General features: G+C 64.4%; 16 protein-coding genes, 1 tRNA gene and 1 pseudogene. 10 read left to right on the top strand and 8 right to left on the bottom strand.

The features are described from left to right. Positions 1-247 precede the first annotated feature (247 nt). Positions 248-2,050 (bottom strand): DUF2637 domain-containing protein, encoded by a 1,803-nt coding sequence (locus tag ABFX55_RS32140; protein ID WP_346126421.1) that lies wholly within the window; start codon positions 2,048-2,050, stop codon positions 248-250. A gap of 32 nt (positions 2,051-2,082) precedes the next feature. Between ABFX55_RS32140 and ABFX55_RS32135 the strand changes: the two genes are divergently transcribed. The 4 genes from ABFX55_RS32135 to ABFX55_RS32120 all read left to right on the top strand — a co-directional run bounded on the left by ABFX55_RS32135 (position 2,083) and on the right by ABFX55_RS32120 (position 4,964). Further along, complete coding sequence (locus ABFX55_RS32135) at positions 2,083-2,460, top strand: PPOX class F420-dependent oxidoreductase (protein ID WP_346126420.1); 378 nt, start codon at positions 2,083-2,085, stop codon at positions 2,458-2,460. Positions 2,461-2,503: 43 nt separating this feature from the next. Continuing rightward, on the top strand, positions 2,504-3,895 hold the full coding sequence (gene cysS / locus ABFX55_RS32130; protein WP_346126419.1) for a cysteine--tRNA ligase: 1,392 nt from the start codon (positions 2,504-2,506) through the stop codon (positions 3,893-3,895). 13 nt (positions 3,896-3,908) lie between these two features. Then, positions 3,909-4,871 carry a 23S rRNA (guanosine(2251)-2'-O)-methyltransferase RlmB gene (gene rlmB / locus ABFX55_RS32125; protein WP_346126418.1) on the top strand — a complete coding sequence of 321 codons (963 nt, stop codon included), beginning with the start codon at positions 3,909-3,911 and terminating at the stop codon, positions 4,869-4,871. A 20-nt stretch (positions 4,872-4,891) separates the two neighbouring features. Further along, positions 4,892-4,964 (top strand) — tRNA-Thr (locus tag ABFX55_RS32120). Positions 4,965-5,609: 645 nt separating this feature from the next. Here the strand turns inward: ABFX55_RS32120 and ABFX55_RS32115 are convergent. Next, entirely contained in the window at positions 5,610-6,341 is a 732-nt protein-coding gene (locus ABFX55_RS32115; protein WP_346126417.1) for a site-specific integrase, read from the bottom strand. Here ABFX55_RS32115 and ABFX55_RS32110 point away from each other — a divergent pair. Continuing rightward, a complete protein-coding gene (locus tag ABFX55_RS32110; protein WP_346126416.1) occupies positions 6,334-6,804 on the top strand; it encodes a hypothetical protein in 471 nt (156 codons plus the stop codon). The genes ABFX55_RS32115 and ABFX55_RS32110 overlap by 8 nt on opposite strands. Positions 6,805-6,815: 11 nt before the next feature. Here ABFX55_RS32110 and ABFX55_RS32105 read toward each other — a convergent pair whose 3' ends face one another. The 3 genes from ABFX55_RS32105 to ABFX55_RS32095 all read right to left on the bottom strand — a co-directional run bounded on the left by ABFX55_RS32105 (position 6,816) and on the right by ABFX55_RS32095 (position 8,082). Then, positions 6,816-7,010, bottom strand: a complete 195-nt coding sequence (locus ABFX55_RS32105; protein ID WP_346126415.1) for a hypothetical protein — start codon at positions 7,008-7,010, stop codon at positions 6,816-6,818. A 20-nt stretch (positions 7,011-7,030) separates the two neighbouring features. Next, the gene (locus ABFX55_RS32100; RefSeq protein WP_346126414.1) at positions 7,031-7,603 is read right to left on the bottom strand and encodes an HD domain-containing protein; all 573 of its coding nucleotides are present in this window, start codon (positions 7,601-7,603) and stop codon (positions 7,031-7,033) included. Between the two features lie 74 nt (positions 7,604-7,677). Further along, the gene (locus ABFX55_RS32095; protein WP_346131329.1) at positions 7,678-8,082 is read right to left on the bottom strand and encodes a GntR family transcriptional regulator; all 405 of its coding nucleotides are present in this window, start codon (positions 8,080-8,082) and stop codon (positions 7,678-7,680) included. Positions 8,083-8,135: 53 nt separating this feature from the next. Here ABFX55_RS32095 and ABFX55_RS32090 point away from each other — a divergent pair, with 53 nt between their 5' ends. The 4 genes and pseudogenes from ABFX55_RS32090 (at position 8,136) to ABFX55_RS32080 (ending at position 11,885) form a co-directional block, all read left to right on the top strand. After that, positions 8,136-8,282: a hypothetical protein gene (locus ABFX55_RS32090; protein ID WP_346126413.1), complete on the top strand. Its 147-nt coding sequence runs from the start codon at positions 8,136-8,138 to the stop codon at positions 8,280-8,282. 333 nt (positions 8,283-8,615) lie between these two features. Then, the gene (locus ABFX55_RS32085; RefSeq protein WP_346126412.1) at positions 8,616-9,359 is read left to right on the top strand and encodes a helix-turn-helix domain-containing protein; all 744 of its coding nucleotides are present in this window, start codon (positions 8,616-8,618) and stop codon (positions 9,357-9,359) included. Positions 9,360-9,365: 6 nt separating this feature from the next. Further along, positions 9,366-9,833 (top strand): annotated as a pseudogene (locus ABFX55_RS50025) (restriction endonuclease); the annotation flags it as partial. Between the two features lie 15 nt (positions 9,834-9,848). Further along, positions 9,849-11,885 carry an nSTAND3 domain-containing NTPase gene (locus ABFX55_RS32080; RefSeq protein ID WP_346126411.1) on the top strand — a complete coding sequence of 679 codons (2,037 nt, stop codon included), beginning with the start codon at positions 9,849-9,851 and terminating at the stop codon, positions 11,883-11,885. 1,199 nt (positions 11,886-13,084) lie between these two features. Here the strand turns inward: ABFX55_RS32080 and ABFX55_RS32075 are convergent. Beyond that, positions 13,085-13,711, bottom strand: coding sequence for an SAV_6107 family HEPN domain-containing protein (locus ABFX55_RS32075; RefSeq protein ID WP_346126410.1), 627 nt, complete (start codon positions 13,709-13,711; stop codon positions 13,085-13,087). Between the two features lie 675 nt (positions 13,712-14,386). Further along, positions 14,387-14,887 carry a hypothetical protein gene (locus ABFX55_RS32070; protein WP_346126409.1) on the bottom strand — a complete coding sequence of 167 codons (501 nt, stop codon included), beginning with the start codon at positions 14,885-14,887 and terminating at the stop codon, positions 14,387-14,389. A 625-nt stretch (positions 14,888-15,512) separates the two neighbouring features. Between ABFX55_RS32070 and ABFX55_RS32065 the strand changes: the two genes are divergently transcribed. After that, positions 15,513-16,004, top strand: coding sequence for a GNAT family N-acetyltransferase (locus ABFX55_RS32065; protein ID WP_346126408.1), 492 nt, complete (start codon positions 15,513-15,515; stop codon positions 16,002-16,004). 308 nt (positions 16,005-16,312) lie between these two features. Here the strand turns inward: ABFX55_RS32065 and ABFX55_RS32060 are convergent, their stop codons facing one another. After that, entirely contained in the window at positions 16,313-16,639 is a 327-nt protein-coding gene (locus tag ABFX55_RS32060) for a tyrosine-type recombinase/integrase (protein WP_346126407.1), read from the bottom strand. Positions 16,640-16,766 lie beyond the last annotated feature (127 nt).

Below are 16,766 nucleotides of genomic sequence, written 5' to 3'. Positions count from 1 at the left end.
GCGTTCGCGCGCTGAGACGGAGGCTGCCGCCGTACAGCAGTAAGGGTTCGTTTCCCGTTCCCTCTTCAGCAGCATCCCTCAGGGAGACGGACCTCTAGGCCATCAGATCGCCGGTGCGCTGAGCGCACCGGCGATCGTGGCTTTGCAGGCGGTCTTCGGGCGGGGGAGCGGCTCGTACGGCGGCCGCCCACCGCGGCCCCCTCTCCGCCGCCCCTGCGCCCCCTCTCGGCGGGCGCGGGCTCGAGGGTCACTCCTCCTCGGGAGGGCGTGGGGTGCTGCGCAGGCGTCCTGAGGGGGCGTCGGCGTACGGCGCGTCGTGCTCGCCGGCGAAGTCCCCGGTGGACGGAGAGGAGGGCTCCGCAGCACGATCCGGTGCCGGAGGTTCACCGGCGAGCTTCGAGTGAGGTTCACCGGCGTCCTGCGGCGCTGTGGGATCCCCGGTGTGATGCGGGCCGGCTTGGGCGGGGCCGTGCGTGGGCTCGCTCTCGTCGGCCGCCTCGGGGCCGTGGCCGGGGTCGGGGCCGTCGGCCGCGGCGAACGTCTTCTGCGGGTTCGGGGTGCGGTCGGTGATGACGCGGACGGGCTGGGTGTCGGCGTCGCGGTTGGCGTCGGGGCGGGGGTGGACGAGCACGTCGGCGGGCGCGGTCCTGCGCAGATCCCCCCAGCGAACGGGCCGCCGCCGCTCGGGCGCGGGTTCGGGCTCAGGCGTGGGCGCGGGCTCGGCTTCGGGGGCGGGCGCTGCTTCGGCGACTTGGGGGGCGGCCGATGGCTCCTGGGCTTCCGGGTGCGCGACCGCCGAGGGGATGTGGTGCGGCGCCGTGTCACCCGACGAGGGGAGGTGATGTGGGGCCGTGTCGTCCTGCGAGAGAGGGTGGTGCGGCGCGGTGTCGTCCTCCGGGGCCTCCCAGGTCACCGGCGCGCTCTCCTCCAGCCGCATCTCCTCCCTGCGAGCCTCCTCCCGCAGTCGAGCCTCCTCCGCGGCGACCTCCCGCAGCCGAGCCTCCTCAGCCTCGGCCCGGAGAGCCTCTGCCTGGAGAGCTTCCGCGCGGATCTCCTCCGCGCGGATCTCCTCCGCCTGAGCCTCCTCCGCCTGAGCCTTGTCCCTGCGGGCGTCCTCCGCGCGGGCCTCCTCGGCGGCGCGAGCCGCCCCTACGGGGTCCTCTGCTCGGACGGGGTCGCCCACGGCAGCGTCCGTTGGGTAGGCGTCCGTTGGGTAGGCGTCCGTTGGGTCGGCCTCCGTTGGGTGGCCTGCCGTCGGGTGGGTCTCCGCCACGCCGGGAGCGCCTGCGGGCGCCTGGGCCAAGGGGTCGGGGCCAGGGCGTGGCGCCTGGTCCAGGGGGTCGGGGTCCGGGCGTGGCTCGGGTACGGCGCGCCGCTCCTCCTCGACCCTCCTGTGTGACTCGGCCTCCCAACGGGCGACACGCTCCGACACCGGGATGGAGGGCTCGGGGATCGAGGGCAGCTGCGACACCGGCGGCGTCTCCGGGGCGGGGGTGGGCCCGATCACCGGGGTCGGCTCGGGCTCCTGCTCGGCCGAGCCGGTCAGGGGAGGCGCCTCACGATGTCCGCGGAAGGGCACGATGTCGGGCTCCGCCGTACCGCCTGGCTCGTCGGGGGCCGCGCGGCGCGTCTGCACGTGTTTGATCAACACCAGCCACAGCCACAGCGCCACCGCCAGCAGCACCCACGGCGTGACCGCCACGCCCACCGCCACCGGCTGGGCGGGCAGGCGGGTGAGGCCGCCGACCGCGGCGAGCACGTTGACGGTGGCGGCGGCCACGATGAGCAGCACCAGCACGACGGCCGCCTGGGCGCGCACGAGCAGTCGCCCCGAGCGCAGCAGCAGCACGCTGATCAGCGCGACCACCAGCAGGGCGTCGAAGCCCGCGGGGTAGAGATAGGCGAGGTCGGCGCGGGCCGTACCGAGAACGGCGAGGGCGCGCAGGTCGTCGAAGGAGAGGACACAGGCGGCGGCGGTCAGGCCCGCGACGGCGAGCCCGGCGAGCGCGATGCCGATGCGGCGCAGAGCGGAGGGGGGAGTCACATCCATGGCGGGTTCGAGCCTACAGAACAATGGTGTTCATGAACGAGGACGTACGCAAGCTGTTCGACGCCGCCAACTACGCCACAGTGACGAGCATCAACCCCGACGGCGGGCCGCAGTCGAGCGTGGTGTGGGTGCGGACCGACGGGGACGACATCCTGTTCTCCACGGTGAAGGGACGGCGCAAGCCGCGTAACTTCGCGCGCGACCCCAGGGCCAGCATTCTCGTCATCGACCCCGCCAACCCGTTCAGGTACGCCGAGGTGCGTGGCCGCGTGGTCATGGAGGACGACCCCACCGGCGAGCTGATCCAGGAGCTCTCGCACAAGTACACGGGCAAGCCGTGGGAGGACATGCCCGGCAACGAGCGCTTGATCGTACGCATCCGTGCCGAGAAGGTGACTCTCAGGGGCTGATTCTTCGGCATGTGAGGCGGGGTGAGGCGTTAGCCTTGCGTTCGTGAGCCTGCACCTATACGACACCAGCACGCGCGCCATCCGTGAATTCGTTCCGGTCGAAGCCGGCCGGGCGTCGATTTACCTGTGTGGGGCCACCGTGCAGGCGCCTCCGCACATCGGGCACATCCGCTCCGGTGTGAACTTCGACGTGCTCAGGCGCTGGATGACGCGTTCCGGCTACGACGTGACGTTCTGCCGGAACGTGACCGACATCGACGACAAGATCATTCGGGTGGCCGCGGCCGAGGGCGTGCCGTGGTTCGTCGTCGCCGAGCGCAACCAGCGCGCCTTCGCCTGGGCGTACGACACGCTTGGCTGCCTGCCGCCGACCGTCGAGCCGCGAGCGACCGGGCACGTGCCCGAGATGGTCACGCTCATGCAGCGCCTCATCGAGCGCGGCCACGCCTACGCCTCGGGCGGCGACGTCTACTTCAACGTCCAGTCCTACGCCTCCGAGTACGGCAAGCTGTCCAACCAGAAGCTCGAGAACATGCGCGCCGCTGGCGACACCGACGACGAGTCGTGCAAGCGCGACCCGCGCGACTTCGCGCTGTGGAAGGGCGAGAAGCCCGGCGAGCCGATCTGGCCCACGCCGTGGGGGCCGGGCCGTCCCGGCTGGCACCTGGAGTGCTCGGCCATGGCCACCAAGTACCTCGGCTCCACCTTCGACATCCACGGCGGCGGGCTCGACCTGATCTTCCCGCACCACGAGAACGAGATCGCGCAGTCGCAGGCGGCCGGCGACGGGTTCGCCCGCTACTGGATGCACAACGGCATGCTCAAGATCGGCGCCGAGAAGATGAGCAAGTCGCTCGGCAACTCGCTGCTGATCCCCGACCTGCTGGAGCGGGTCAGGCCGGTGGAGCTGCGCTACTACCTGGCGGCGCCGCACTACCGCTCCTCGATCGACTACTCCGAGGAGGCGCTGCTCGAGGCGGCCGCCGCCTACCAGCGCATCGAGGGATTCGTCACACGGGCGGCCGAGGTCATCCACGACGTCGACGCCGACGCGCCCCTGCCCCAGGCCTTCGTCGACGCCCTCGACGACGACCTGGGCACCCCCCAGGCCCTCGCGGTCATCCACGAGGTGGTGCGCGAGGGCAACGTGGCGCTGGCGCGCGGCGACAAGGAGGCCGTGGCCAGGCTGCTGGCCGAGACCCAGACCATGCTCGACGTCCTGGGCCTCGACCCCCGTTCGCCGCAGTGGCGCACGGGCGACTCCGGCCTTCGTCCCGTGGTCGACGCGCTCGTCAAGGTTGCCCTCGACCAGCGCGCCCTGGCCAGGGCGCGCAAGGACTTCGCGGCCGCCGACGCGATCAGGGACGGGCTCACCGCAGCGGGCGTCACAGTCGAGGACACTCCGCACGGGGCGCGATGGGAGTTGTCCCGCTAGTACCCTTGGTTGCATGGCAGCAGGTGGAAGAGCGTCGGGCAGGCCCTCCAAGAAGAAGGGACCGGCCAAGGGCACAGGTGGCAACGTACGCCGGTCCCTGGAAGGCAAGGGCGCGACTCCGCCTGCGCACATGAGGCACTGGTACAAGGACAAGGCCCGCGGTGAGCGCATCGCCCGCGAGGATCGGGGCGGAGCCTCCTCCAAGGCTCCGGTACGGCAGAAGCGCTCCGAGGACGCGCCCGAGTACATCGGCGGGCGCAACCCGGTCCTCGAGGCGCTTGTGGCGGGCGTCCCCGCCAACGCGCTCTACGTCGCCCAGCGCATCGACAACGACGACCGCGTCCGCGAGGCCATCAAGGTCGCCGCGGACAACGGCGTCGCGCTGCTCGAGGTCAGCCGCGACAAGCTCGACCGGCTCACCGAGGGCGCCGTCCACCAGGGCGTCGCCCTGCAGATCCCGGCCTACTCCTACGCGCACCCCTCCGAGCTCATCGAGATCGCGCACGACGCCGCCGAGGTCCCGCTGATCGTCGCGCTCGACGGCGTCACCGACCCGCGCAACCTGGGCGCCATCGCCCGCTCGGCCACGGCCTTCGGCGCGCACGGGATGCTCATCCCCTCGCGCAGGGCGGCCGGCGTCACCGGCGGCGCCTGGAAGACCTCGGCGGGCGCCCTCGCCAACCTCCGCGTCGCCCGCGCGTCCAACCTGACGGCCGCGCTGCGCGAGTACCGCGAGGCGGGCCTGTTCGTGGTGGGCCTGGACGGCGCGGGCCGCGTCGACATCGACGAGGTGGAGCTCCTGCAGGAGCCTCTCGTCGTGGTGGTCGGGTCTGAGGGGAAGGGGCTGTCGCGGTTGGTGAGCGAACAGTGCGACGTGGTGGCCCGCATCCCGATGCATGCGGCGGCGGAGTCGCTCAATGCAGGGGTGGCGGCTGGGGTGACGTTGTACGAGGTCGCTCGTCATCGGCGGCGGTAGCGTCTAGACTGTTGGGCCGTGCCGACGTAGCTCAATCGGCAGAGCATCTGTCTTGTAAACAGAAGGTCAGGGGTTCGATTCCCCTCGTCGGCTCCGAGTAGTGAAGCCCCTGAACAGGGAGTCCTTGTTCAGGGGCTTCTCGTTTGTCCGGACAATCTGGCGATCTTGCTAACGCCCCTGCTAACGGCTCCTCCTGGAGGTGGCCGGAGCGGTGCGCATGGCAGCTAAGGGTCACCTCGAACGAGCCGTGGATAAGTGCACAATTCCCAAACGTGGGGATCGCGAAGGTCCTAAGCTTTCATGCGTCCGTCGAGTCGCCATCTCCTCGCGCAGTAATGACCCAGCGGAGCGACTGGCATGGCCAGTTCCACTCCGCGCGTCAGAAGGAGGAGCATGTCTAGGCGCGGACGAAAGAAGCAGCTCAACCGGATCGAGTGGGTCTCGCACGGTGTGCGAGCCATCTTGATCATTATCGACTGGCTGCTAAAGAGGTAGGGCCCGGTGGAAGAGTGACCACCAGGCCCTAGAGCAACGGATGCCCGCCTAAGAGGCTCAAATCAAGGGCGGGCATCTGCTTGCGTGGCAGGTTCACAGGTAACCATGCTCCGCATCATCGTAGCGGCGTCACCCGACTTTTGGCCGACTTTTGGCAGCGGCGAAAAGTCGGCCAAAAGTCGATGACTACAACCGGGGAACGCACGCGCTTCTGCGCTGAGTGCCACAGTAGGTATCCGTGTACTAACGGGCCTCTTCAACCATGCTGGCGAAGACGTTGGCGGATGCGGTGGCTTGCTCATGGACGACATGAGCGTAGACGCGGAGGGTGATGGCGGGATCCGCGTGGCCGAGGCGAGCAGCGACGACATGAACAGGGACGCTGGCTAGAAGCAGGGTCGTCGCGTGGATGTGCCGGAGGTCGTGAAGCCGGGCGTGGGGGAGCGGCGTCTTCGAATGCTGCTTGTTGAAAGCGGCGATGAGCTTCGGCATGAGTGAGCTGGGCGTATCGGGGAAGAGCGGGTCTCCCCATCCAGTCGTGAAGACATAGGCGCCCCCGCCCCTCCACTCCGGGCCGAGCTTGAGGCGTTCCTCGTCCTGACGGGCGCGGTGGGCCTTGAGAACCTTGACGGTGCCGTGATCCAGGGACACGACGCGCGAGCGCCCGCTCTTCGTGGTTCCCTCGACCCGTTGCCGGTCGATCACGGCCGCTGAGCCAGTGATATGGATCTGGGGCGTCTCCAGGTCGACGTCGGACCAGCGCAGGTTGAGCAGTTCCCCGCGTCGAGCGCCGGTGTAGGCGGCCAGGTGGAAGAAGGCGAACAGCCGGTGTTCCGCTGCGGAAGCGAGGAACTCGCGAAGCTGGCCTGGGGTCCAGATCATGCCAGGCTCCGTTACCTGGGCACGGCTGACGGGCACCACGTCACTGGTGCCACGTGTGATCGCCGCTGTGGTGGTGTGCACATGCGTGATCACGACGGCGACGATCCAAGAACGGCGAGCGGAGACGGAACAGCGGCATCGGCGGAGTGAGTACATCACCTATCTCCGCGAGTCCGTCCCGTTGGCGGTGCCTGCTATCGTCCCGGATCGCCGGCTGGTCAGGACATTGCCTCTCGCCGACCGCACCACGGAACTCGGCTACGCCAAGGATCGAGAGAGCGAAGCCGACGTGCTCATCCGTATCACCGACAACGAGGATCCACGTCGGGCATGTGCGGCGTGGAGTCGGGAAGATGCCAAGCCCGGTTGTGAAAGGCTCGCGGCGGATCGTTGGCTTTGGCGGCATGAGTCGAACGGCAGGATGGTGCTGTTCTCCAAGGTCGGGCATCGGCTGGTCGAGGTCGGCTCAGTGATGCTGACCCTCGACGAGGCCCTTGTCGCAGAGAGCAAGCTGCGCGCCGTCAGCGCCGAATACCTTGCCGACGTCGGCGACTGAGCAGCGTGACGTCACCCAGCGGCTTCACGCGCCAGGATCGCGGCCTCGACCGAATGTACGGCAGCCATGATGCACGGGGTCGAGACGGTGATTGATCTACTGACCAGGTGGTCCGGGCCATAGCGGGAGTGAATTTCGGACAGCCGGTCCGCCATGTTGAGGTGTTGGCCGTCGGGACCGGTGGTCATGTCGCAGAAGGTCATCATGCCGAAAGCGAGAGCGCCGCCTAACTGGCGAAGACAAGCCGTACATCGGCTGCGTAAAGGCGTTCCCTCACCGTGTGGACGGCGGACAGGATGCACGGGGTTGCCTTCTGGATGGTGCCGGTGACCAGATGCTCGGGGCCGGAGCGGCTGCTGATCTCGGCCAGCCGGTCCTCTACCTTTACCGGGGCGCCGTCGGGGCTGGTGGTCATGTCGCAGAAGGTGAGCGCCTCGACCAGGTCGGGACGCTCCATCGGGAACTCGCGCTCCAGGATGTCGAGCAGACCGCGGTCTTCGGCCTCGATGGCGGCGCAGGTGTGGTGGGCGACCAGCTTGCACAGCAGCTCGTCGGCGCCGTGAACGTCGCGCAAGTAGCGCGCGCCGTCGATCGGGTGGAACCCGGTGTCAACGAGGTCGGGGGCGTAGCCGATGTCGTGCAGCCAGGCGGACATGGCCAGGAGTTCGGCGTCCTCGCCGAGGATGAGGGCGATCTCTTCGCCTCGTGTGCCGACCCCGCGCGAGTGCTCCCAACGGCGGGGCAGCGGACGCTCCAGCAGCTGGTTGGCCAGGCCTCGCGCCCAGGCAACGTGTCTCATGCTGTTCACGATAGGCAGGGGGCCCGGAGGGGAAGCTAGTGGATGAGTTTGGGACGTCCCGGGACGTCCCAAACTTACCCTTCGCTGACGAACCGGCCCTTGCCCGGGTGGGTGATGACGAGGCCCTCGCGCTCCAGCACCGCTAGCGCCTGCCGCACGGTGTTACGTGAGGCGTCGTAGCGCCGCCGTAACTCGCTCTCACTCGGTACGGCGGCGCCGGGCGCGAGGGCCCCAGAGGTGATCTGGCCGCGAAGGTCGGTGGCGATCTCTTGATAGCGGTACGGCGCGGCCCGTGTGCCCGACACCATGCGTCCCTTGGCCGGGATGGTCACGATCAGGCCCTCGGCCTCCAGGACGGCCAGGCCGCGCCGAGCGGTGTTGCGGGCGACGCCGAATTCGGTGCACAACTCCGCCTCAGACGGCAGCGTGCCCGTCGGGTACTCGCCCGCGGTGATGCGCTCCCGAAGCACATCGGCGATCTGGCAGTAGACCCGCCAGCCGGTCTTCGCGCATGCTCACGGCATCAGGAACGATGAGCGTTGGCGATCTTGCTGAGGTCGACGCCGATCTCTCCTTGCTCGCCCTCGTTCCAGCCGTCCGCGACGACTTCCGCCAGGCGCTCAACGGCGGCAGCAGACGCAGGCAGGTCACCCGCTCATCCTGCTGGTCACCCCAGTAGAACCAGCAGAACGCCAGGTGCACGAAGACGCGGCGGGTCCGGAACCGACTGTCGACGACATCCAGGCCGGGCCGTCCGCCTTCGGCGATGACGAGGACCGCCGGGATCGTGCGAGCGCGCAACTCGTCGCGCAGGGCCGTCAACAGTCGCTCTTGGTAGACGAGCTGGTCGGGGCGGGTGTTCACCATCGGGCCTGTCCCTTCGACGTGGTGGGGCTTGTCCGTCGAGGGTCTCCAGAGGTTAGGAATCTCTACACCGCAACTCTGGGACGTCTAGGGACGTCTCGTGTTGGCGTCCCTGGCAACAGGCGGTTTTGCTTGAGGAGCGGACCGGATGAACCAGCACCTGCGTTACGCGCTCGCCAATGCCAGGCTCCAGGCGACCGATCTTGCAGCGCGCCTGGCTGTGGACCCCAAGACGGTGGAGCGGTGGCTGCAAGGCCGTGTTCCCTATCCGCGACATCGGTGGGCCGTGGCCGACGTTCTCCAAGTGGACGAAGCCGACCTATGGCCGGAGGTAGCCGGGTACCGCCGAACGATCTCCAGCGATATTCAAGCGGTGTATCCGCACCGTCACGCCGTACCGCAAGCGGTGTGGCGACAGCACTTCGCCAGCGCAGTCAGGGAGATCGACATCCTGACCTACAGCGGGCTATTTCTCGCCGAGGACACCAGCCTCATGCTGACGATCGCTCAGCGGGCCCGCGTGGGGGTAAAAGTACGCGTGCTCCTGGGCGATCCTGACAGCCCGGAGGTTGCAGCCCGAGGGGCGGACGAGCACATCGGTCCCGACGTTATGGCGGCCAGAACCAGGAACGCGCTCATGCTCTACCAGCCTCTCCATGACGTCCCCGGCGTCGAGGTCCGCCTCCACGGGACGGTTCTGTACAACTCCATCTACCGGGCCGACAACCAGATCCTCGTCAACACCCACGCGTATGGCATCTCAGCTGCCCAAGCCCCGGTCACGCATCTTCAGTCAGGCACCGAAGCCGGCACTGCGGCTGTCTACCTGAGCAGCTTCGAACGCGTATGGACCAGCGCCAGGCCGCATCCCCTCAAGATCACCGATCAATGACCACGTGTGAAAGCAACCTATCTACACGTCATCAAGGCAGTCCGCCTACGGCGTCCTGCGCGTCGGGCGCTCGCTGGCCGCGCTGCGGCTCTCCGGCCGGTCGCGGCCAGCACCGCCCACGCGGAGAGGCCGTCAGTCGTATGCTGGCCCAGACTGCCCCAGAGGCCGCACTTCTTCGAAGGAGCCAGATTGGACTCATTCGATATCGGACGACTGACGGATTTTGACTTTGAGATGCTCTGCAAAGACATTTTCGAATCAAAATTTGGGGTTCATCTTGAAATATTTTCACCCGGCCCCGACGGTGGAATTGACCTTCGCCTAAAGAGTTCTCCACAGACTCTTGAACTAGTAATTCAATGCAAGCACTGGGTGTCATCTGACGCGAGTTCGCTAGTAAGCCATATCAAGAACCGAGAACTTCCAAAGATACAATCTCTCAAACCGCAGCGCTATATTCTCGCGACTTCGTCCCGGATGTCTCGAAGCATGAAGGACAAGCTCGCAGATCTGCTCCATCCATATGTGCACGGCCCTGGAGACATATTCGGCATAGAAGATGTCGTGAGCGAGCTACGGAATAATCCGACTTTGGTCCAGCGCCACTTTCGCCTATGGCTAAGCAGTACCGCGGTCTTGCAATCAATCCTTAATCGCGACACGCTCGCGCGGTCCGCGCACCTCGGAGAAGATATTGCAGAGTCCGCGAAAACATTTGCTACGAGCGACGTCTTTAGTCGATCGGCTACCGTTCTCGAACGGCATCACTTCTGTCTGATAACTGGCATGCCAGGCATCGGGAAAACCACTCTTGCGCATATGCTAATCGCGGCGTATATGCAGGAGGGTTATCAGGTTGCGGAAATCAGCAGAAGCGTGGATGAGATATATGCCGTTTGGGACGATAGTGCTCCCCAAGTTTTTTACTATGATGACTTCTTGGGCAGCAGTATACTTGCCGATGGCCTATCCAAGAATGAAGACAACCGTTTGCTACGGCTCATAGAGCGTGTCCATCGATTCTCCAATAAGCGCCTAATTCTCACGACTCGTGAATATCTCCTTCAGCAAGCGCGCCTAGAATACGAGCGTGTTGCACTATATGATTTCGACCCGGCCAGTTGCGCAATCTCATTGGACGACTACACCGATGAGGTGCGGGCAAGGATTTTCTACAACCATTTGTATTTCTCCGGGCTAAGTGCGGCGGAGCGGGCAAATCTCGGAAGCGAGCAGACCTACAAAGAGATCTTAGACCACCACAACTTCAATCCACGTCTAATTCAACAGAGCTTGGCCGTCTCGAAAACCCTCAGCGAGGATGGCCGAACCGCTTCCGCCAGGCTGCGGAGAACGCTGGATAGGCCCGATTTGCTGTGGGATCATATCATAAATAACCAGCTGGAGCCGGACTGTGCAATTCTTCTGAGCGTGCTCCTCACCTTGAAGCAACCAGTCGCCCTTTCAGAGCTGGAAAGTTCCTTCACCGCCTGCACTACCATGCTCGGGAACGTAGCCAACTCGCGCGCCTTCACCAAAGCGTTAAAGCTTCTAAATGGGACCATGATTAAATCCCCAAGTGTCGAATCCGACTCTTGGGTCGAGTTTCACAACCCATCCATTAGGGACTATATGCAGGGCTACGTTAAGCGTAGTCCATTGGTAATTGATGCCCTCCTGAAATGCGCAGAGTACTTTGAGCAGATTTCCGCGATCTACAGCATCGCGCAGGTGCGGTTTGTGGAGTCCCGCCCCGACTTTCTCACGCCCCATCTTTCTGAGCTAGTCGCTGCGTGTATGAGAACTATGAAAAAGCCGCCAACCTTGTGGCATGGCCTTCTCACTGGAAATCAAGAAGACGAGGAGCTCCTTGGTAACGCGGTCACGGCACTTGAGATCGCACATTACTACAATTTGGAAGAACTGGCCGACTGGATCGGTGCGTCAATTATCGAGCTAGAGGCTATCAACCTTTCCGCCTGGGAATTAAGCTCGATCGATAAGGTTTGCGAATATCTAAACGTAGCGATATTGCTTGAAGAAAATCACTGGGAGGCGCCGAAGGTTCTCGAAACCATGAGAATGCTTTCTGACTCAATGGATAAATGGATCAGGCGAGAGTGTGTTGAAAACTGGTCAGGTGCACTGTACGCACAAGATCTGATAGATCAACATGATCTATATTACTTTATAAGACTCGATACCCCCGAAGTCGTTGAGACTGTTCTGCGGACGATTGCTCAGCAGTGGATTGATGCTATCAACACTCCTCGGTCAGTCACCCTGCTTGAAGATGTTTATCCCGACGAGGTGATGAAATACATTGAATCCTATGACAATCCTGCGGATTTTTTCACGGGACTAGAGGAGGCAAAACGTAGAGCTGTTGAGCTCGATTTGCTACCTGCTTCAACTGATGGCCCAAGCAAGGGAACCGCTCAAGCAAGGAAATCGGGTGCATCCATAATCCATGCAATGATGAACTCCATAAACGAAAGATCTGACAGCGACGAGGTGGAGAGGTGAGGTGCCAAAACTCGGTTGAGTGTTGGCAGGAACTCTCTGATCTCCCTGAGGTGGATTGCCGTGAAGACTGCCGCGCCGCTTCCGGTGCTCGGGCCTGACGGCCCTGCGCTCCGGGTCGGCTTGCCATCGGATGATGTGGTGACCGTAGCTAGGCGGACGACGCGGGACATGTGCGGGATGTTCAAACTTGCCGAACGAGATCATCACTGTGTTTCGTGCAGGTCAGCCTGGGCGAAGTGTCCATCCATCCCACTCTCTCCTTAGAGCGGTGTTGTTCGCTGCACCGACGAACGGGGTTGAGACCGTGACGATCACCGACTTCGATACCCAGCCACCGGCGGGGGCGATCTTGCTAACGCGGTTGCTAACAACGGTCCTGGATAACCTTGGACGGACCTGGATCGGTGCCCTGGTGACCCGAGGCGCGAGCTGGGCAGGCAGACGGACATGGACACCTGTGGACGACCATGACCCGGCTACGGATCAGAAGGTTAGGGGTTCGAGTCCTCTCGGCCACGCTCCAGGTCAAAGGCCCTCCGGGATGATCCCGGAGGGCCTTTGCCATGCCCGTACGAGGAGCATGTCAGCCGCGATATCCGGGCGGCGGCATTATCAGGCGGTGTGCTTTGAAGGCGCCTGTGACGGATGAAGCCCTCCGAGCCAGGAGTGAGGCGCAGGTACGTCTTGTGTCGTGGACCCAGATGCGCGGGGTCCCCGGCCCGCTGCCGCTTCGCGGTGGGTCGACGGCGTACGAGGTGATCATACTAGTGGAGGTACTCCTGGCTCTGTCGCGGGAGGGATAGCTGGCGGCTGCGGAGACGATTGGGCCATTCTCAACTGTTTGATGTCGCCTGCGGTCGCGTGCCGAAGCACGAAGATCTTCACTAGGGCGAACACACTCGGCCCCGTGAGCGCGAGTGCGAACCATGTGTGGCCATTCACCGCGAGAGCCACCGCGGCGGCAAGCATCGCGACAGCGACGACCAGTCCTGCGCCAACCCCAACGAGATGGAGAACGTACCCTCGGCGGTCATGGACCTCTTGGGTTCGCGCCGCAAGCACCGCCATCCGGTACTGATGCTCTCGCCTAAGCACGGGTTCAAGAGCCTTGAGGGCAGGAGTGAGATGCTCGGCAGGGAGCTGGGCCCATTGCGTTGCTATTTCCAGGCCCGTGGGCCCTCTGTCGAGAGGATCGGCCGTCATCGGTTGGCTCCCCCGTCCCCCTGCAATAGTGGTTCGCGCTCGTCTGAAAGGTGAGGTGGAGGCGGGCCGAGCCGTCTGAAGAGGTAGTCGAGGCCACCGACCAGGCTCACTGCGGCTTCCCGCGCATGTTCATCCGCCCCCATAGACAAGAGATCGAAACCCTGAGGGGGGATATGGCGTTCCGACTCGCCCCGAATAAGGAGCGACTCCACGCTTGCGACGAAGGTTTCAGCCTCGGCAAGCAGATCATCAGCTTCGCTAGCAGTTATGTGACGGACCATGCCAGCCTCGGCCGCCGCCCGCTTCGCGGCGGATACCGAAAAATAGGCAGCCCATTCAGCTAGGTCAGGTTGAACAAGAGGAAGCAGTTCCCAGGCGCTGCGTAGCCTGGCGCGATTCCCTTGAGGCCGGGGGTGGCTGGCGAGGATTGCTGCAGCGGCCCGCAGAGCAGCCAGGTGAGCGCTGACATAACGGGTGGCCGGAGTGCGGGATGTGGCGGCTTCAGCCAGGCATCTGCGTGCATCGGCAAGGTGTGCTCGGACAACTGGGGATGATGGAGGTGGCCGAAGGTCGCCGGGGAGCACACCGGTCGTGCGAGCCTCACGGCTGTATGGATAGATCATTCGATCGCGCCACCGTCTCAATATGTCCTTGAGTCTCAGACCCACTGGATGGCTCCCTCGCGAGCGAACGGCTGATGCGCTGAGAATAAGCTGTACGGTACGGGCGTGTCAGGAGATTAGTGGCTATGTCATGTGTAGCTATGCTCGTGACAGTCTGTCATTGCGCTGACTTCAAATATGGAGACAGCACAGCGAGCTCTACGCGCACCTCGATCGCCTTTCGATCTCAAGTCATGATTGCTCAGCCGCAAAGGCAGATAGTGGTAGTTGGCTCCGCTTACGGTGCTCCGGCTGACGGCCCTGGGCAGGGCCGAGAAGATCGCTCACTTCTCTATTCACCGTCAGTGGCTGGGGCGATCGACGCCGAAGACTTCCTTCGTCGGGCCCCGGCATCAGGTGGCTATGGCTGAGGTGACAGTAGCGCTGACAGCAACGTCCCCACACACCGACGTATCCGCGCCACCGTCCACACGCGTCTGACCACGGTTCCGATCAGCCGAGCAGGGAGTTACTACACCTGAAAAGTGGACGGTCATGCTGCCGCGCCGCTTCCGGTGCTCGGGCCTGGCGGCCCTGTGCTCCGGGTCGGCTTGCCACCGGATGAACTGTGGTTGATGTCCGTGACGCGCTGGGATGCTGCTTGGTAAGCGCCGCGGTCCACCAACTGGAGCCGCGCTAGCCTTGAGCCCGGTCGCCGTCGTATGCGGGTTGCAGGGTCGGCTCGCCCTGAAGCGGCACCGGCTTTCCCTCCAGGTGGGCACGTCCGTTGCTCAAAAAGATTCCGCGCGCCCGGGACGCCTCCATCGTGGCGGCATCCAGTGCCTCTCTGATCTCGTCCAGCTTGGGCCGACCGACTACCCCGTATTTTGCGAGAGCCCTTTCGGCACGTTGACAAGCGAAGTAGACGTCCCAAGCCATATCAACAAGCTCGCCCGGTCCGTGTAGTTGAACGCTGATGGCGGTGTGTGCTACCTCGTCCAGGCAAGCGTCCAGTGCCGCGTACTCCTCGGCCGGCACGGGTACGTGAGTAGGACGCGATCCAGCCCAGCGCCTGTCCATGATCTGTTGGATGTCAGCGACCTTGCGTCCGAACCGAAACGCGGCCGTGCCGAGCGCAGCGTAAGCCTGGCGGCGGGCCGCCTGGCGCGCCAACTCGTGGTTGGAATCGCTTGTCACCGACGCCACTTTGACCGCACCTCGTCTGCCGACTAGCGCGCCACCGAGTGTGCCCGCTACCCCGACAAGCCCAGTGAGAATCGCTACGATGCCACCGTCCATACCGGCCCCAATGCGTGGAGGGGATCAGATGCCTGATCTCCTTGATACAGCACACAGACGACGGCTGTTGGAACGCGCCTGGGCCTCCCGATGCCACGGATGATCCAAAGATCAGTTTGGACAACACCGGAAATGCGAAAGATGAGAAGCCTGCTCACAAGCCAAGGCCCTCAGCGACCGGACAGGGGCGGTTCGTCAGCATGATCTTGCTAACGCGGTTGCTAACAACGGTCTCACATATCCCTGGACGAAGGTGGACGCTGAACCCACCGGGGGAGCTCTGGAGCTGCACCGAAGGATGCTGGGCCCGTATCTGGTGGGTGTGGTTGGCGTCCTCGTGCCGGCCTGGTTGCGGCGAACAAATCGTGAACACGACTAGAGCCGACGTGAGATCGATGACGATCGACAAAGGCGGACGCAGTTGAGAAGCTCTACGTCCGCCTCTTGCAGTCGTTTTCCGGTCTTGGCCAGCACCGGGTTAGGTTGGTCGGGTGGGACCTATGAGGATCTACCGGCGGAGCTGGTGACCGAGCGGCTGCGGTTGCGGCGGTGGGTGCCGTCGGATGCCGAGGAGTACCGCGGGTTATGGCTTGAGCGGGATCCACGAGTGCCGCCGATACGGCGGATCGACGCCGAGGGACGCCCGACGGTCGAGGACATCCGCGGCTGGCTCCTTAACAATCCGCTGGCGGCGGATCCGGGGCTCGGGTTGCTGCCGATCGAGCTGCGAGACACCGGTGAGTTCATTGGGTACTGCGGATTGACTGTCGGTCAAGGATCTCTCGACGAACCTGAGATCGCGTATGAGCTGGCACAACGAGCTCACGGCCATGGTTACGCGACAGAAGCCGCCCGTGCGGTCGTCGAAGCCGCGACTCGAACAGGACGTCGACGACTCTGGGCGACCGTGTGGGAGTGGAACACACCCTCGTTCCGCGTCCTCGAGAAGCTCGATTTCTACCGAAGCGGCCGCATCACCGAGAACGCCGAACGCGCGGCAACACGATCTGGATGACGCGCGCACTCGACCCGAGGTAGAGACGTGAGCACCGGCCGCGATCCACTCCCCGAAGAGCATCAGATTAGGTGATCTTGCTAACGCGGGTGCTAACAACGCCCCCGAACAGCCGTGGACGCTGGTGGACCGGGATCTTGCGAACAGGCCGCTGACCAGGGCCGGAGGGATGGCAGCGGACGCCGTTGGACAGTCACAGAGAATCTTGTAAACAGAAGGTTTGGGGTTCGATTCCCCACGTCGGATCTGCAAACGACAAGGCCCCTGAACTGGCATTACGCCATCAGGGGCCTTGTCGTTTCGGTGCTTCATCCGGTGTCTTCCCCGCCGTCGGGAGCCACCTTGGGAGCCACCGGAGACTGTTTCCCCAGGAGGGCGGTCGAAATGGCCTCCGTTGCCGCGCGCCTCTCGCCCTCCAGCAGATGCCCGTAGACATCCTTCGTGATCGCGATGCCGGCGTGGCCGAGCACTTCGGAGACGACGTGCAGCGGAGTGCCCTGGGCGAGCATGAGCGAGGCGCCGGAGTGGCGCAGCTCGTGCGGATGCCGGTGACCGAGGCCCGCCTTCCTGGCCAACCTGGAGAACAGGTGCGAGAAGGTGTCCGGGTCGGTCTCATGAACGTTCCGACAAGGCAAGCGCTCCCGCTACCGGCCTCAACCGCTACGCGGCCATTTGGGTGCTTCGCATTGGCGCCGACTGCTGAACCCCGGCCGTCCTGGGACTGCCTGAAAGCCGATGCCTCCGGCGGGGGCCTCAGGCTCC

This window comes from Nonomuraea roseola (assembly GCF_039535395.1).
Classification (GTDB): domain Bacteria; phylum Actinomycetota; class Actinomycetes; order Streptosporangiales; family Streptosporangiaceae; genus Nonomuraea; species Nonomuraea roseola.
Note: the sequence above shows the minus strand (reverse complement) of the source record. Positions and strands in the feature narration are given on the sequence as shown.

What these genes read in the sequence shown, in the direction of transcription:
- ABFX55_RS32140 (WP_346126421.1), bottom strand. Translation starts at nt 2,050, where the DNA reads ATGGATGTGACTCCCCCCTCCGCTCTGCGCCGCATCGGCATCGCGCTC.
- ABFX55_RS32085 (WP_346126412.1), top strand. Translation starts at nt 8,616, where the DNA reads ATGAACCAGCACCTGCGTTACGCGCTCGCCAATGCCAGGCTCCAGGCG.
- ABFX55_RS32090 (WP_346126413.1), top strand. Translation starts at nt 8,136, where the DNA reads ATGAGCGTTGGCGATCTTGCTGAGGTCGACGCCGATCTCTCCTTGCTC.
- rlmB (WP_346126418.1), top strand. Translation starts at nt 3,909, where the DNA reads ATGGCAGCAGGTGGAAGAGCGTCGGGCAGGCCCTCCAAGAAGAAGGGA.
- ABFX55_RS32080 (WP_346126411.1), top strand. Translation starts at nt 9,849, where the DNA reads ATGAAGGACAAGCTCGCAGATCTGCTCCATCCATATGTGCACGGCCCT.
- ABFX55_RS32100 (WP_346126414.1), bottom strand. Translation starts at nt 7,603, where the DNA reads ATGAGACACGTTGCCTGGGCGCGAGGCCTGGCCAACCAGCTGCTGGAG.
- ABFX55_RS32075 (WP_346126410.1), bottom strand. Translation starts at nt 13,711, where the DNA reads ATGATCTATCCATACAGCCGTGAGGCTCGCACGACCGGTGTGCTCCCC.
- ABFX55_RS32135 (WP_346126420.1), top strand. Translation starts at nt 2,083, where the DNA reads ATGAACGAGGACGTACGCAAGCTGTTCGACGCCGCCAACTACGCCACA.
- ABFX55_RS32105 (WP_346126415.1), bottom strand. Translation starts at nt 7,010, where the DNA reads ATGATGACCTTCTGCGACATGACCACCGGTCCCGACGGCCAACACCTC.